This is a genomic window from Siccirubricoccus phaeus, from assembly GCF_008360935.1.
In the GTDB taxonomy this organism is placed as follows: domain Bacteria; phylum Pseudomonadota; class Alphaproteobacteria; order Acetobacterales; family Acetobacteraceae; genus Siccirubricoccus; species Siccirubricoccus phaeus.
This window is the reverse complement of sequence record NZ_SRXO01000001.1, coordinates 40,286-54,450: the sequence shown is the minus strand read 5'-3', so window position 1 is coordinate 54,450 and position 14,165 is coordinate 40,286. Positions and strand designations below refer to the sequence as shown.

The following is a 14,165-nucleotide window of genomic DNA, read 5'->3' as shown; positions in this document are numbered from 1 at the left end:
GGGCGTATTGTTCCTGTACGGACGCAAGAACAACAAAACTATAAGTTATTGAAGTATCGTTTCCTTGACCAAAACGAGAGGCGGGGTATCCGGGAGAAAAGAGTATTGGTGGATATTCTACCACTGGGGGAGGAGCCCGGCGGGCACGACGAGAGGCGGGACGGGCGTGGACCGCGGCGGGAGCGGCGGCGGAGGCCGATAAGGACGGGTTGGCCGGCCTTCGGCCTGGGGCCCCGGCGGGGGATGGCGCAATGCCTCCCCGGCATGTGAGGGCGGCATGGTCACGGCGGCGGCATCGGGCCTGCCAGGGCAGCGGCAGGCCGTCCGGCAGGCGTCACGCCCCCTGGCCTGCCTTGCGGCGTGCCCCGATCGCAGCGACGCCCGTGACGCTCACCTGGCTGTTGTTTGCTGCCAGGCGGTTGCATAACCCGTCGCCATGACGCCATCCCTCCTGCATGAGCCGCGATCCCGCGGGCAGATCGTCGCCGCCACCGAGATCCTGCGCGAGGTTCTCGGCGCCGAGGTCGTTGCCGCCTACCTCTTCGGATCGGCTGTCGCGGGCGGCCTGCGTCCGGGCAGCGATCTCGACATCCTCGCCGTCAGCGCCCGATCGCTGACAGGGGGCGAGAGGTCCGCGATCATCCGGCGGCTCCTCCCGATCTCCGGGCGCAATGCCATCGGCGGGCCAGGACGTTCGATCGAGCTCACCATCGTCGCGCGCCCGGCCCTCACACCCTGGCGCCACCCGGTGACGATCGAGCTGCAATACGGCGAGTGGATGCGGGCAGAGCTCGAGCAAGGCGATGCGCCGACCTGGCCACACCCCGATCCTGACGCCGTGGTCCTGATCGAGACCGCCCGCCGCGCCGCCGTGCCGCTTCTCGGCCCGCCCGCCGTCGCTATCCTCGAAACGGCGCCGCGCGCCGATCTCGCCCGGGCGATGCTGGACCTGGTCCCCATCCTGCTGCCCGGGATAGAGGAGGGTAACGACAGGCGAAACGGGCTGCTCACCCTGGCGCGGATCTGGACGACGCTCGCAACCGGCGAGATCCGGCCGAAGGACGGGGCCGCCGACTGGGCCCTCGCGCAGCTTCCCGCGGAGCACCGCCCGGTCCTCGCCCATGCCCGGGCGGCTTATCTCGCCGAGGCGCCCGAGGATTGGCGCGATCTCGAGCCGCGGGTGCGGCCGCATGTCGATCACGTCGTCGCGCTGATCCGGAGCTTTGCCTGATCGCGTAGATGACCGAGGTCAGCACGCAACGCTCTGCCGCAGATGCCAATCGCCACCGGGCGTCACCGCTCATCCGTGACGACGATCTTCGTGCGGCGCGGATTGGCGCGGGAACTCGCAAGACATCGTAGATTCGACGGAATTTGGCGCGCCCGGCAGGATTCGAACCTGCGACCCCACGCTTAGAAGGCGCGTGCTCTATCCAACTGAGCTACGGGCGCAATCTCGTCTGGCGCCGGGGCAACGAGCCGTCACAGCCCTTGCCGCTCCAGGCGTGGAGCAGCCCGGCCCCCGGGCGTTCCGCCGGGCGCCGGGCAACAGGCCGCCACACCAGCCCCCAACCCTTGCTGCCCCGGCGCTGAAAAGCCCGGCGCCACCGGCCACTGCCTAATGCGTCCAGTTCTCCGTCCGGCCGAAGCGGAAATTATCCGCATAGACCTTGGGCTTGATGCGGACCGGCTTGGGCTCCTCCACCTCATAGGCCAGGCCCTTCGCCTCGGCATAGGCCACCGCCTCCTCCCGCGTCGGGAAATGCAGCCGCACCTGGCCCAGCGTGTCGCCCGAGCCGGCCCAGCCCATCAGCCGGTCCGGCCGCTGCTTCTCCCCAGGCGCGAATTCCAGCACCCAGCCATGGGTGTTGCCCCTGCCGGACTGCATCGCCGAGCGCGGCGGCACGTAGATGCGGGCTTTCTGCGACGGACCAGCCATAGGGACTCCCAGATCGATCTCGGGGCGGCGGGATTCGAACCCACGGCCTCCTGTACCCAAAACAGGCGCGCTACCAGGCTGCGCCACACCCCGTTGCGGCGAAACTAGCCTGCGACACCCGGCGGGGGAATAACCCGGCAGCCGAATCCTCGCCTCGACTCCGCCGCTCCCGCTGGGTGAATTGGCGCCATGCTGCCCCGCCGCCTGCTGCTGGCCGCGCCGCTCGCCGCCTGCGCCGCCCCGGCCGCGCCCACCACCCCCGGCCCGCAGGGCGCGGAAGGCTGGGAGATGCGGGAGCAGCTCTGGCGCATCCCGGTGCCGGACGGCCCGCGCGGCACGGTGCTGCTGGAGGCGACGCTGTACCGCCCGCCCGGCCCGGGCCCCTTCCCCCTCGCCCTGGTCAGCCATGGCCAGCCGGGCGGTGGCGAGGCGGCGCGGCGTTCCCTGGCGCGGCCGCGCTACCGGCTGCTGAGCGCGGAGCTGCTGGCCCAGGGCTTCGCCGTGCTGCTGCCGGTACGGCGGGGCTTCGGCGCCTCGGGCGGGGAATTCGCCGGCAGCACCGGCGGCTGCGCCCGCATGGCGCTGGAGGCGAATGCCGAGGCGGGGGCGGCGGACATCGCCGCCTGCCTGGCCTATGCCCGCGCCGCGATGCCGATGCTGGAGGCCGGGCGGGTGCTGCTGGCCGGGCAGTCCGCCGGCGGCTTCGCCAGCCTGGCGGCGGCGGGGCGGCCGGGGCTGGGGGCGGCCGGTGTGCTGAATTTCTCCGGCGGGCTGCGCGCCGGCCGCGGCGGGTTGTTCGGCGGCAGCCATTGCGCGGGCTGGCAGGAGAGGCTGGTGCAGGCCATGGCGGCGCTCGGCGGCCGGCCGGCGGCGCGGCGGGTGCCGACGCTCTGGCTCTATGCCGTGCAGGATTCCTATTTCGGCCATGGGCTGGCGCCGCGTCTTTGCGCCGCCTGGGTGGGGGCCGGCGGCCGAGCGCGCTATGCCGAGATCGCCGCCCCCGGGCGGGACGGGCATGGCTTCGTTGAGGATCCCGAGGCGCTCGGCCTGTGGCGCGGGCCGGTGCAGGAATTCCTCGCCGGGCTGCGGGCCGGGAGGCAGCAGCCGGGGTGAAGGCGCGCAAGGGCGCCTGCCACGATGAGAACCACCGCGAGGATGGGAGAAAGAGCCGGCCGCGCTACCGTGCCGTGCCGAAGATCCGCTGCTCCACCTTGTCCCCGACGCGCAGCCCCAGCCGCTCCGCCGTGCCCGCCGCCAGTTCCAGCGTCGCCCGCACCGGCCCGCGGCTGTCCACCGGCGCCAGGGAATAGGGCACGGTCCGCTCCGCGATGCGGCGGATCGTGCCATCGGCATTGATGAACACCATGTCCAGCGGCGCGACGGTGTTGCGCATCCACATGCTGCTCTCGCGCGGCGTGCCCCAGTCGAACAGCATGCCCTCATCCGGCGCCACGCTCGGGCGGAACATCAGCCCCACCATCTGCTGGTCCGGCGTCAACGCCATCTCCACGCGGAATTCATGCCGCTTGCCGTCCCGCGTGAGGATCGCGAGGGGTTCCTCCGGCAGCCTGGGCTGCGGCCCGGCCTGGGCCATAGCGGGGCGGGCCGAGGGACGGGCAAGGCAAAGGGCGGCAAGGCCGCCGAGGAAGCGTCGGCGCATGGCGGCACCATGCCACCCCTGGCAGCGCCTTCCAACCGCCGCCATGATCCTTGCATGCTGCGGACGATTCTGACCCCCGCCCTCGAGATCGCCTATGAGGAAAGCGGCCCGCCGGACGGCCCGCCGGTGGTGCTGCTGCACGGCTTCCCCTATGCGCCCCGCGCCTATGACGCGGTGGTGCCGCGGCTGGTCGCCGCCGGGCGGCGCTGCCTGGTGCCCTATCTGCGCGGCTATGGGCCGACGCGCTTCCTCTCCCCCGCCACCCCGCGTTCCGGCCAGCAGGCGGCGCTGGGGCAGGATCTGCTGGATTTCCTCGATGCGCTGAAGATCGGGCGGGCCGTGCTCGGCGGCTATGATTGGGGTGGGCGGGCGGCCTGCATCGTCGCGGCGCTGCATCCCGGGCGGGCCGCTGCCCTGGTCTCCGGTACGGGATACAATATTCAGAACATCCCCAACGCCGCCCGGCCAGCCCCGGCCGCGGCCGAGCACCGCCTCTGGTACCAGTACTACTTCCACACCCCGCGCGGCGAAGCCGGGCTGGCGGCCGACCGGCGGGGGATCTGCCGCCTGCTCTGGCAGCTCTGGTCGCCGACATGGGCGTTCGACGACGCCACCTTCGCCGCCAGTGCCACCGCCTTCGACAACCCGGATTTCGTCCCCGTCGTCATCCAATCCTACCGCCACCGCTTCGGCTATGCCCCGGGCGATCCGGCGCTGGACGCGATGGAGGCGGCGCTGGCGAAGCAGCCGCGCATCGCCGTGCCGAGCATCAACCTGCATGGCCTCGATGACGGCGTCGGCCCGGCTGCGAGCTCCGCCGGGCATCACCGCTGCTTCACCGGCCCCTATGAGCGGCGCCTGGTGCCGCGTGCCGGCCACAACCTCCCGCAGGAGGCGCCGGACGCCTTCGCCCGCGCCGTACTGGACCTGCCGGCGGCATGAGCCGGCCGCTGACCCAGCTCATCTTCGTCTCCCGCCCTCTCGGCTTCGACCAGGCGACGCTGGCGGCGATCCTCGCTTCCGCCCAGCGCCGCAACCGGGCGACAGGGATCACCGGGGCGCTGGTCTGCCGCGCCGACCTCTATGTGCAACTGCTGGAAGGCAGCCGCGCCGCGGTGACGGCCTGCTTCGGCCGCATCGTGGCGGACCGGCGGCACAGCGATGTGGAGCTGGTCTGGGCCGGGGACACGCTGCGGCGGCTCTTCGCCGGCACGCCGCTGCGCGACGACAAGGCGCATGGCTGGATGTGGAGCCTGGCCGAGATCCGCAATGGCGCGGCACGGGTGGCGGGGGCGGCGGCCTACCGGCAATTGTTCGACCGGCTGGCGGCCACGCCGCGGCAGGGTCAGGATTGGGATGGATGACGGGGACTTTGCCCCTGAGTCCGCAGGTTCGACCGTCGGGTTTAAAACTCGGACCGGGGTCCGGGGCCAGGTCCTGGCCCCGGCGGGAGTGCAGAGGGCAGCGCCCTCTGCTGGGGGTTTGGGGGCGAAGCCCCCAATCTTGCCGGGCCGATTTCATCCCGTCATCGCTCAGCTTCGCGCCTGCAGGACGGAGCCCCCGCCCCTTCCGCTTTTTTCCTGCTTCCCAAGCCAGCGCCTGGGGCGCTACCCCGCCCGCAGCCCCGCGCAGAGGAAGGGCACGATCTCCGCCACCGCCTGGCGGAAATCCCCGCTGTCGCAGGCCCCGCCCGACATCAGCTCCAGCCGACCCGTCCGCAGCAGGGTGTAGCGATAGGCGCCCATCATGAAATATAGCCGCCAGCACAGCCTCTCATGCGGCACCTGCGGCAGCGCCCGCTGGAATTCAGCCAGATAGGCCAGCGTCGTCTCGTCATAGACGGTGCTCAGCAGCTCCTTGCCGATATCGTCCGGCTCGGTGTGCAGCCGCGCATGCATGCTCATCGCGGCGCGGCCTTCCGGGGTTTCGCCATTCAGCATGAAGGGGGTGACGAAGCTCTCCACCAGCTCCTCCAGCGGGATCGGCGTGGCGCCGTGCTTCGCCTTCAGCGCCGCCAGGGTGCGCGACCGCGCTTCCGTCACCGGGGAAGCGCCGCGCAGATAGGCGGCCTGGAACAGATCCCGCTTCGCCCCGTAGTGATAGTGCAACTGCGCCAGATTCACCCCCGCCGCCTGGGCGATGGCGCGGGTGGAGGTGGCGGCGAAGCCCTGCTCCGCGAAGAGCATCTGGGCCACCTCCAGGATCCGGTCGCGCACGCTGGGGGAAGGGGCCGCTTCGGGCGGCGTTTCGGTCATGTTCATGTGCTGGGGTCAGCCTCCTGCGCCCGGCATATAGCGGCCGCGCGCCGGTTTCGCACGGTCAAGCTTGACATCGCCCTGGGCAGGGAAGAGGGTTTGGTCAATCGACCAATCACCCCGTCAACCGCCAAGGGAGGCACCCGACGCCCATGAGCGCCGCACTCGACCTCACCGATCAGCTCCCCCGGCGGACCGACCCGGCGGCCCGCGCCCGTGCCATCGCCCCGATCATCGAGGCCGCCGGCCAGCGCATCGAGGACACCAAGGGGCTGACGCCGGAGGTGCTGGACGCGCTGCACGGCGCCGCCTTGTTCCGCACCCTCCTCCCCCGCGCCTATAATGGCGAGCAGGTGAAGCCCGCCACCTTCTTCCGCATGGAGGAGGCGATCGCCGCGGCGGATGGCTCGACCGGCTGGTGCCTCTGCCAGGCCTCCGGCTGCTCCTTCGCCGCCGCCTACATGGCGCCGGACGCGGCGCGGGAGATCTGGGGCGATCCGCGCGCCGTCGTGTCCTGGGGCTATGGCCAGGGCGTCGCCAAGGTGGTGCCGGGCGGCTACCGGGTCACCGGCACCTGGCGCTTCGCCAGCGGCAACCGCCATTCAACCTGGGTCGGCGGCCATTGCCGGATCGAGGAAGCGGACGGCTCCACCCGCCTCGACGCCGAGGGCAAGGTCTTCGAGCGCACCATGATGGTGAAGCGCGACGTGCCGCGCTGGCACGATGAATGGAATGTCGTCGGCCTTTGCGGCACCAACAGCGACACCTACACCCTCACCGACGTGTTCGTGCCGGAGGAGTTCAGCGTCACGCGCGACAGCGACGCGGAGCGGCGGGTGGATGCGCCGCTCTACAAATTCACCACCACCAACCTTTACGCCTCCGGCTTCGCCGGCGTTTCCATGGGGATCGCCCGCGGCATGCTGGATGCCTTCACCGCCATGGCGAAGGGCAAGACCCCGGCTTCCATGTCCCGGCCGCTGAAGGACAGCGAGGTGATCCAGAACGGCATCGCCCAGGCCGAGGCCAAGCTGCGCTCCGCCGGCGCCTGGCTGGTGGAGGTGCTGGAGGAGGCGCATGCCGTGGCCGAGGCGCGCGGCCACATCACCCTCCAGGAGCGTGCCCTGGTGCGGCTGGCGACCACCTCCGCCATCCACCGCGCCAAGGAGGTGGCGGAGTGGTGCTACCACGAGGCCGGAGCCACCGCGATCTTCGACAACAGCCCCTTCGAGCGCCGCATGCGGGACATCCACGCCTCGGGGCAGCAGGTGCAGGGGCGCACGGCGCATCTCGAGATGTGCGGCCAGTTCTTCCTTGGGATGAATCCCTCCGGCCGCTTCTTCTGACCTGGCGCTTCTTCTGACCTCCACGGAGCACGGACCATGCCCCTCGAAGGCCTGAACCACTACACCATCCGCCCCGCCGATCTGGAGCGGACCAAGGAATTCTACGTCGACGTGCTGGGGCTGGAAGTGGGCTACCGCCCGCCCCTCGGCTTTCCCGGCTATTGGCTCTATGTCGGGGACAACCCGACGGTCCACCTGATCGGCCCGCGCGAGCGCGACGCGCATCTGCCACGGGAGGCGGGGCCGACCGGCCTGCTGGACCACATCGCCTTCACCTGCACCGGCCTCGCCGAGATGAAGGCGCGGCTGAAGGCGCGCGGCATCCAGCATGAGGAGCGGGTGATCCCGCGCGACCGGCAAACCCAGCTCTTCATCTACGACCCGGACGGCGTCGCGGTGGAGCTGAACTACCCGCCGAGCGAGACCCCCGCTTCCGCCTGAGACGCCGGGCCACCGGCCCGGCCCTTCTGCATGCGTCCTGGCATCATCCCGCTATGGGCGATCCCGCCCGGGCGGCGACGGCGCCAGCCCCTGACAACGCCGCCCGGCCCGGGAAAGGCCGGCGGCCCGGAGGAAAACGTGCATCGACCCAGCCTTCCGCGGCGTGGCCTGCTGGCCGCTGCCGCCAGCCTTGCCGCCCCTGCCCTGCACGCCCAGGGCAACCCGGCCGCCAGCTACCCGGACCGGCCGATCACCATCGTCGTCTGCTTCCCGCCCGGCGGCTCCACCGATCTCTCCGCCCGGATCGTCGGGCCCGGCCTCTCCGACATCCTCGGCAAGCCGGTGGTCATCGAGAACCGGCCGGGCGCCGGCGGCAATATCGGCATCGGCTATGTCGCCCGGGCGGCGGCGGATGGCTACACGCTGCTGGTCGCCAGCTCCGTCTTCGTGGTGAATGCCAGCCTCTACCGCAACGCGCCTTATGATCCCTTCAAGGATTTCGCCTATGTCGGGACGCTCGGCGCCTCGCCCAATCTGATCTGCGTGCGGCCCGATACCGGCATCAAGACCCTGGCGGAGCTGGTCGCCGCGGCCAAGGCGCAGCCGGACCGGTTCAACTACGCCTCCCCCGGCATCGGCACCACGCCGCATCTGGCGGGCGAGGTGCTGAAACTGCGCACCGGCGCGCCCCTCCAGCACATCCCCTTCCTCGGCGCCGGGCCGGCGGTGCAGGCCATCCTGGCCGGCACCACGGAGGTGCTGATCGCCAGCCAGGGCGGCCAGGTGGAGACCGCTCAGCGCAACGGCCAGGTCCGCGTCCTGGCGCAGACCGGCGCCACCCGCAGCCCGGATCTGCCGGACGTGCCCACCCTGGCCGAATTGGGCGTGGAGGATGCGGTTTCCGAAACCTTCAACGCCCTCTACGCCCCGGCGGCGACGCCGGCGCCGATCGTGCAGAAGCTGGCCCAGGCCACGTTGCAGGTGCTGGCCAAGCCGGATATCCAGCAGCGCTACCGGCTGGGCGGGGTGCTGGTGGCGGCGGAGGGCCCGGAGGGGCTGAAGGCGCGCGTGGCGAAGGAAGTCCCCCTCTGGCGCGAGGTGATCCGGCAGGCCAGGATCGCCGTCGAGTAGAGGAGTCCCGGGTATGCAGCCCTGGCATGAAATCGTGGTCGAGCAACTCAAGGCGAATGAGATCCGCCTCATTCCCTATGTGCCCGACAATGTGCTGAAGCCGCTGATCAACGCCATCCATGCCGATCCCTTCTTCACCGCCTTCACCACGGCGCGGGAGGAGGAGGCGATCGGCATCGTCTGTGGCGCCGTGATGGCCGGCATGCGCGGCATGGCGCTGATGCAGACCAGCGGCTTCGCCACTTTGGCGAATGTCCTGGCCAGCCTGCCCTGCGCCTTCCAGATCCCGGCGCTGATGATGATCAGCGAGCGCGGCACGCTGGGCGAGTTCAATATCGGCCAGGCGGCGGTGTGGCGGACCATGCGCCCGACGCTGGAGGCGCTGGCGATGGAGCATCATGTGATCACCCGGCTGGACGAATGCGGCTTCATCGTGGACCGCACCATCCGCCAGGCGCTGAGCACGCAGCAGCCAGCGGCGCTGATCCTCTCGCCGCTGCTGACCGGCGGCAAGGCCAACCCGGTGAAGGTGGGGGGCTGAGACGATGAGCGTCACCACTGCCCATAACGCCAAGCGCATGTACCGCTTCGATCTCACGAAGCGGCTGGTCGCCAAGCTGCACCGGGACGAGGCCGTGATCGGCGGCATCGGCCACAGCAATTTCGACCTCTTCACCGCCGGCCACCGGCCGCAGAATTTCTACATGCTGGGCAGCATGGGGCTGGCGATCCCGATCGCCCTCGGCGTCGCCATCGCCCAGCCGCAGCGGAAGGTCTTTGCCCTGGAAGGCGATGGCTCGCTGCTGATGCAGTTGGGGTGCCTGTCCACCGTCGCGACCCAGGCGCCGAAGAACCTCATCATCCTGGTGATGGACAACGGCACCTACCAGATCACCGGCGGCCAGGTGACGCCGGCGGCGGGGGGCACGGATTTCGTCGCCGTCGCCCGCGGCTGCGGCCTCACGAGCGCCGCCTGGGCGGCCGACGAGGCGGATTTCGAGCGGCTGGTGGAGCAGGGCCTGGCGACCGACGGGCCGCATCTCATCGGCCTGAAGCTGGACGAGCAGGGCCCGGCCGGCCAGACGGAGCGCGACCCGGCGCAGATCCGCGACCGCTTCATGCGCGGCATGGGCGTGAAGAAGAGCAAGCTGGTCACCTGAGAACGGCTGTCGCTGCCTGTTGCCCTTCCGCGGCTTTGCCGCGGAAGGCTGTGCGAGGCTTCAGGAGTTGAGGAATCCGGGGCCCCCGCGGAGCCGCGCAGCGGCTTCGTGGGGAAAAAAGAGAGGAGGACGTCATGGCTGCCCGCTTCCCTGGCTATGTCCCGCACGGCGTCATCCCCGCCGTGCTGCTGCCCTTCCAGGACGACCTTTCCATCGACGCGGCGAATTACCGCGCGCATCTGCGGGATGTCGGCGCCACGGCCGGCATCACCGCCATCACCACCAACGCCCATGCCTCCGAGGTCGCCTCCTGCGACCCGGAGGAGCAGGAGCGGGTGCTGGATCTCACCTTGCAGGAGATCGGCGACCGGCTGCCGGTGGTGAACGGCGTCTATGCCGACGGCACCATCCAGGCGGTGCGGCTGGCCAAGGCGGCCGAGGCGGGCGGCGCCTCCGCCCTGCTGGTCTTCCCGCCCGGCGTGCTGGCGCGCGGCAATGCGGCGCGGCCCGACTGCCTGGCCGACCATGTGCGGCATATCGCCGCGGCGACCAGCCTGCCGCTGATCGTCTTCCAGTATCCCGGCGTGACCGGGCTGACCTATCCGCTGGACACGCTGGTGGCGCTGGCGGAGGAAATCCCGCACTTCCGCGCCATCAAGGATTGGTGCAACGATCCCGCCCTGGCGGCGCGGCATATCCGCGTGCTGCAGGGGCTCAGCCGTCCGGTGAACGTGCTGAGCACGCATAGCGCCTGGCTCTTCGCCTCTCTCGTCACCGGGGCGGCGGGGCTGCTCTCCGGCTCCGGCTCGGTGATCGCCGATTTGCAGGCGCGGCTCTTCGCCGCAGTGCAGGCGGACGATATACGCGCGGCCCAGGCGCTGGACGCCCGCATCCGTCCGACCGCCGAGGCCTTCTACGCCGAACCCTTCTTCGACATGCACAACCGCATGAAGGAAGCGCTGGCGCTGCTGGGCAAACTGCCCCGTGCCGTGGTGCGGCCGCCGCTGAAGAAGCTGACGGAGGCGGAAATCCGCCGGATCGGCGCGGCGCTGACGGAAGCCGGGCTGCTGGACGCGCCGCTTCTGGCGGCGGAATAGGCAATAAGGCTGGGGAAGGACGGGGGCGCCGCCCGCACCCCCGCCAGGGGCTCCGCCCGTTGGCGGCAGTGCCGCCAGCCCGCACCGGCGTGACGCAATGAGTTGCGAACGAGACGCAATTGCATGTATGGCTGCCGCCCGTCACGCAGGCTCGAGGGACGACGCATGGCAGCACGGCAGGCAGCGGGTTATGCGGCGATCGGCCTGATCCTGGCCTCGACTGCCCCGGCCTTCGGCCAGGGGACCGCACCGGAAGCCGGCGGCGCCGTCGCCCTGCCGCAGATCGAGGTGGAAGGCGGCCGTCCCACCGGCACCAGCCCGGTCCAGGGCTATGTCGCCCCTGTCGCCGCCAGCGGCACCAAGACCGACACGCCCCTGATCGAAACGCCGCAATCCCTCACCGTCATCACCCGGGACCGCATCGACACCCAGGCGGTCCGCAGCGTGGAGGAAGCGCTGCGCTACGTGCCCGGCGTCACCATCGGCCTCTCGGGCTTCGATTCGCGCTTCGATAGCGCCCGCATCCGCGGCTTCGACGCGCGGTCGAGCCAGTATCTCGACGGGCTCCGCCTGCTGCGGCAATTCGGCCCCAGCTCCCTCGAGCAATACGGCATGGAGCGGATCGAGGTGCTGCGCGGCCCAGCCTCCGTGCTCTATGGCCAGACCGTGCCGGGCGGGCTGGTCAACCTGGTCAGCAAGCGCCCGACCGAGACGCCCTTCGGCGAGGTGCGCCTCTCCGCCGGCAGCTTCGACCGCTATGAGGCTGATTTCGATGTCGGCGGCCCGGCGACGCAGGATGGGCGCTTCCTCTACCGGATGACCGGCGTGGTGCGGGACAGCGGCTCGCAGATCGATTACGCCGATGACGACCGCTATTATTTCGCCCCGGCCGTCACCTGGCGGCCGGATGCCGCGACCTCCCTCACCCTGCTCGGCCGCTTCCAGTACGACCGGACCGTCTCGCCCATCGGCCTGCCCGCCCAGGGCACGCTGCTGGCCAACCGCAATGGCCGCATCCCCCGCAACCGCTTCGTCGGGGAGCCCGATTTCCGCGATTCGGACGTCTCGGTCTGGAGCGTCGGCTGGGATTTCCGGCATGATTTCAACGAGGTGTTCAGCATCCAGCAGAATGCGCGCTGGCTGAACAACCGCGTCGACTTCCAGAACATGTACGGCTCGGCCCTCTCGGCCGACCAGAGCACCCTGACCCGCGGCAGCCTGGTGCAGCGGGAAAGCTCCGACACGGTCAATCTCGATACGACGGGAACGGCGCGCTTCGCCACCGGCCCGGTGGCGCATACGCTGCTGCTGGGTGCCGATTACCGGCAGTACTGGGGCAATTACCAAAGCTATTTCGGGGCCGGCGGCACGCTGAACCTGTTCAACCCCAATTATGGCAGCGCCATTCCGGATCCGCGCATCGCCCCGGTGATCTCCGTCAACCGCGACGACCGGCTGCTGCAATTCGGCGTCTACGCCCAGGACCAGCTTCGCTTCGGCAATTGGCTGCTGACCCTCGGCGGCCGGCAGGATTTCGCCCAGAGCACCCAGACCAGCCAGCTCAATGGCAGCCGCAGCAGCAGCAATGACGGCGCCTTCACCGGCCGGGCGGCGCTGATGTACCTCTTCGAGGCCGGTGTCGCGCCCTATTTCTCCTACTCCACCTCCTTCGATCCGGTGGTGGGCGCGGCGGCGCCGCAGCGCGGCGGTGGCAGCTTCCGCCCGACCGAGGGCGAGCAATGGGAGATCGGCATCCGCTACCAGCCGCCGGGCCGCGAGAGCCTGATCTCCGCCGCCTATTTCGACCTGACCCAGAGCAACGTCTCCACCCGCGACCCGGTCTTCACCAGCTTCCAGGTGCAGACCGGCGAGGTGAATGTGCGGGGCCTCGAATTGGAGGCGCTGGCGAGCCTGACGGAGAGGCTGCGCCTCATCGCCTCCTACACCTGGCTGGATGGCCGCATCACCAAGGCGAATGACGGCACGGCGGGCAACCGCCCGGCCCTGGTGCCGGAGCACATGGCCAATCTCTGGATGGATTACCGCTTCCCCGAGGGGCCGCTGAGCGGGCTGGAATTCGGCGCCGGGCTGCGCTTCATGAGCGCGCTTTACGGCGACAACGCCAACCAGTTCCGCTCGCCGGCGGTGACGCTGTTCGATGCCTCGATCAGCTACGCCATCGGCCCCTGGCGGGCGCGGATCAACGCCTCGAATCTCTTCGACAAGGACTATGTGGCTTCCTGCCAGGGCGCCTTCTATTGCTATTACGGCGCGGGGCGCACGGTGATCGGCAGCCTGGCCTATCGGTGGTGACCGGCCAGGCGGCCGGCCGGTTCAGCACGCCCCCGCAATCGCCAGGAAATCCGCCGCCACCAGGCTGGCCCCGCCGACCAGCGCCCCGTCCACATCCGGCAGCGCCAGGATCGCCTTGGCATTCGAAGGCTTCACCGAGCCGCCGTAGAGGATCCGCAACGCCCTGCCCTGCTCGCCGAACCGCGCCACCAGGCTGGCGCGGATGGCGCCGTGGATGGCGGCGATCTCCGCCTCGGTCGGGGTGCGGCCGGTGCCGATGGCCCAGACCGGCTCATAGGCCACCACCCCGCCGGCAGCGGCGAAGCCGTCCGGCAGGCTGCCGGCAAGCTGGCCCGTCACCACCTTCTCGGCATCCCCCGCCAGCCGCTCCGCCTCGCTCTCCCCGACGCAGACCACCGGCACCAGCCCGGCGGCCAGCGCCGCCTCCGCCTTGGCCAGCACCGCGGCATCGTCCTCGCCGTGATTCGCCCGCCGCTCGGAATGGCCGAGGATGACATGGGTGGCCCCCACATCCTTCAGCATCGGCGCCGAGACGTCGCCGGTATGCGCCCCCTTCGGCGCCGCATGGCAATCCTGCCCCCCCACCGCGATGCCCTGGCCGAGCAGCGCCACCGCCACCAGCTGCAGATAGGGAAAGGGCGGGCAGACCAGCAGCTCCGCCGCCGGTGGCGTTGCCGCCGCACCCTGGCGCACCGCCTCGGCCAGCGCGGCGCAGTCGCGTAGCGTGCCATGCATCTTCCAATTGCCGGCGATCAACGGGCGCACGCCTGGGGTCACGGTTGCCTCCTCCTGCCTGTCTCCCGCCTTCCCCGCTACCGGGGGC

At 70.6% G+C, this 14,165-nt stretch carries 15 protein-coding genes and 2 tRNA genes; 11 read left to right on the top strand and 6 right to left on the bottom strand.

What is annotated here, in order from left to right:
• Positions 1 to 436 precede the first annotated feature (436 nt).
• Positions 437 to 1,231, top strand: coding sequence for an aminoglycoside adenylyltransferase family protein (locus E5N76_RS00240; RefSeq protein ID WP_149535295.1), 795 nt, complete (start codon positions 437 to 439; stop codon positions 1,229 to 1,231).
• A 144-nt stretch (positions 1,232 to 1,375) separates the two neighbouring features.
• On the opposite strand, the gene E5N76_RS00235 is transcribed toward E5N76_RS00240, so the two are convergent.
• The 3 genes from E5N76_RS00235 to E5N76_RS00225 form a co-directional block, all read right to left on the bottom strand.
• Positions 1,376 to 1,452, bottom strand: a tRNA-Arg gene (locus E5N76_RS00235).
• Positions 1,453 to 1,618: 166 nt separating this feature from the next.
• Positions 1,619 to 1,939, bottom strand: a complete 321-nt coding sequence (locus E5N76_RS00230; protein ID WP_149535294.1) for an ETC complex I subunit — start codon at positions 1,937 to 1,939, stop codon at positions 1,619 to 1,621.
• Between the two features lie 19 nt (positions 1,940 to 1,958).
• Positions 1,959 to 2,032, bottom strand: a tRNA-Pro gene (locus tag E5N76_RS00225).
• A gap of 96 nt (positions 2,033 to 2,128) precedes the next feature.
• On the opposite strand from E5N76_RS00225, the gene E5N76_RS00220 reads away from it, so the two are divergent.
• Positions 2,129 to 3,052, top strand: a complete 924-nt coding sequence (locus tag E5N76_RS00220; RefSeq protein ID WP_149535293.1) for an alpha/beta hydrolase family protein — start codon at positions 2,129 to 2,131, stop codon at positions 3,050 to 3,052.
• A 64-nt stretch (positions 3,053 to 3,116) separates the two neighbouring features.
• On the opposite strand, the gene E5N76_RS00215 is transcribed toward E5N76_RS00220, so the two are convergent.
• The gene (locus tag E5N76_RS00215; RefSeq protein ID WP_149535292.1) at positions 3,117 to 3,599 is read right to left on the bottom strand and encodes a DUF192 domain-containing protein; all 483 of its coding nucleotides are present in this window, start codon (positions 3,597 to 3,599) and stop codon (positions 3,117 to 3,119) included.
• Positions 3,600 to 3,653: 54 nt separating this feature from the next.
• Here E5N76_RS00215 and E5N76_RS00210 point away from each other — a divergent pair, with 54 nt between their 5' ends.
• Both E5N76_RS00210 and E5N76_RS00205 read left to right on the top strand, forming a co-directional pair.
• Positions 3,654 to 4,541, top strand: a complete 888-nt coding sequence (locus E5N76_RS00210; protein ID WP_149535291.1) for an alpha/beta fold hydrolase — start codon at positions 3,654 to 3,656, stop codon at positions 4,539 to 4,541.
• Positions 4,538 to 4,963 (top strand): BLUF domain-containing protein, encoded by a 426-nt coding sequence (locus E5N76_RS00205; protein ID WP_149535290.1) that lies wholly within the window; start codon positions 4,538 to 4,540, stop codon positions 4,961 to 4,963. Before E5N76_RS00210 ends, E5N76_RS00205 begins: the two co-directional genes overlap by 4 nt.
• Positions 4,964 to 5,206: 243 nt before the next feature.
• Here E5N76_RS00205 and E5N76_RS00200 read toward each other — a convergent pair whose 3' ends face one another.
• Complete coding sequence (locus E5N76_RS00200) at positions 5,207 to 5,860, bottom strand: TetR/AcrR family transcriptional regulator (protein ID WP_149535289.1); 654 nt, start codon at positions 5,858 to 5,860, stop codon at positions 5,207 to 5,209.
• A gap of 146 nt (positions 5,861 to 6,006) precedes the next feature.
• Between E5N76_RS00200 and E5N76_RS00195 the strand changes: the two genes are divergently transcribed.
• The 7 genes from E5N76_RS00195 to E5N76_RS00165 all read left to right on the top strand — a co-directional run bounded on the left by E5N76_RS00195 (position 6,007) and on the right by E5N76_RS00165 (position 13,342).
• A complete protein-coding gene (locus tag E5N76_RS00195; RefSeq protein ID WP_149535288.1) occupies positions 6,007 to 7,200 on the top strand; it encodes an acyl-CoA dehydrogenase family protein in 1,194 nt (397 codons plus the stop codon).
• A gap of 36 nt (positions 7,201 to 7,236) precedes the next feature.
• Positions 7,237 to 7,641 carry a VOC family protein gene (locus tag E5N76_RS00190; RefSeq protein ID WP_149535287.1) on the top strand — a complete coding sequence of 135 codons (405 nt, stop codon included), beginning with the start codon at positions 7,237 to 7,239 and terminating at the stop codon, positions 7,639 to 7,641.
• Positions 7,642 to 7,779: 138 nt separating this feature from the next.
• On the top strand, positions 7,780 to 8,772 hold the full coding sequence (locus E5N76_RS00185) for a Bug family tripartite tricarboxylate transporter substrate binding protein (protein WP_187829878.1): 993 nt from the start codon (positions 7,780 to 7,782) through the stop codon (positions 8,770 to 8,772).
• 13 nt (positions 8,773 to 8,785) lie between these two features.
• On the top strand, positions 8,786 to 9,313 hold the full coding sequence (locus E5N76_RS00180; protein ID WP_149535285.1) for a decarboxylase: 528 nt from the start codon (positions 8,786 to 8,788) through the stop codon (positions 9,311 to 9,313).
• A 4-nt stretch (positions 9,314 to 9,317) separates the two neighbouring features.
• Complete coding sequence (locus tag E5N76_RS00175; protein ID WP_149535284.1) at positions 9,318 to 9,932, top strand: thiamine pyrophosphate-dependent enzyme; 615 nt, start codon at positions 9,318 to 9,320, stop codon at positions 9,930 to 9,932.
• A gap of 134 nt (positions 9,933 to 10,066) precedes the next feature.
• Positions 10,067 to 11,029, top strand: a complete 963-nt coding sequence (locus E5N76_RS00170) for a dihydrodipicolinate synthase family protein (RefSeq protein ID WP_149535283.1) — start codon at positions 10,067 to 10,069, stop codon at positions 11,027 to 11,029.
• A 165-nt stretch (positions 11,030 to 11,194) separates the two neighbouring features.
• Positions 11,195 to 13,342, top strand: coding sequence for a TonB-dependent siderophore receptor (locus E5N76_RS00165; protein ID WP_149535282.1), 2,148 nt, complete (start codon positions 11,195 to 11,197; stop codon positions 13,340 to 13,342).
• Positions 13,343 to 13,363: 21 nt separating this feature from the next.
• Here the strand turns inward: E5N76_RS00165 and tpiA are convergent, their stop codons facing one another.
• Positions 13,364 to 14,107, bottom strand: coding sequence for a triose-phosphate isomerase (gene tpiA, locus E5N76_RS00160; protein ID WP_187829935.1), 744 nt, complete (start codon positions 14,105 to 14,107; stop codon positions 13,364 to 13,366).
• Positions 14,108 to 14,165 lie beyond the last annotated feature (58 nt).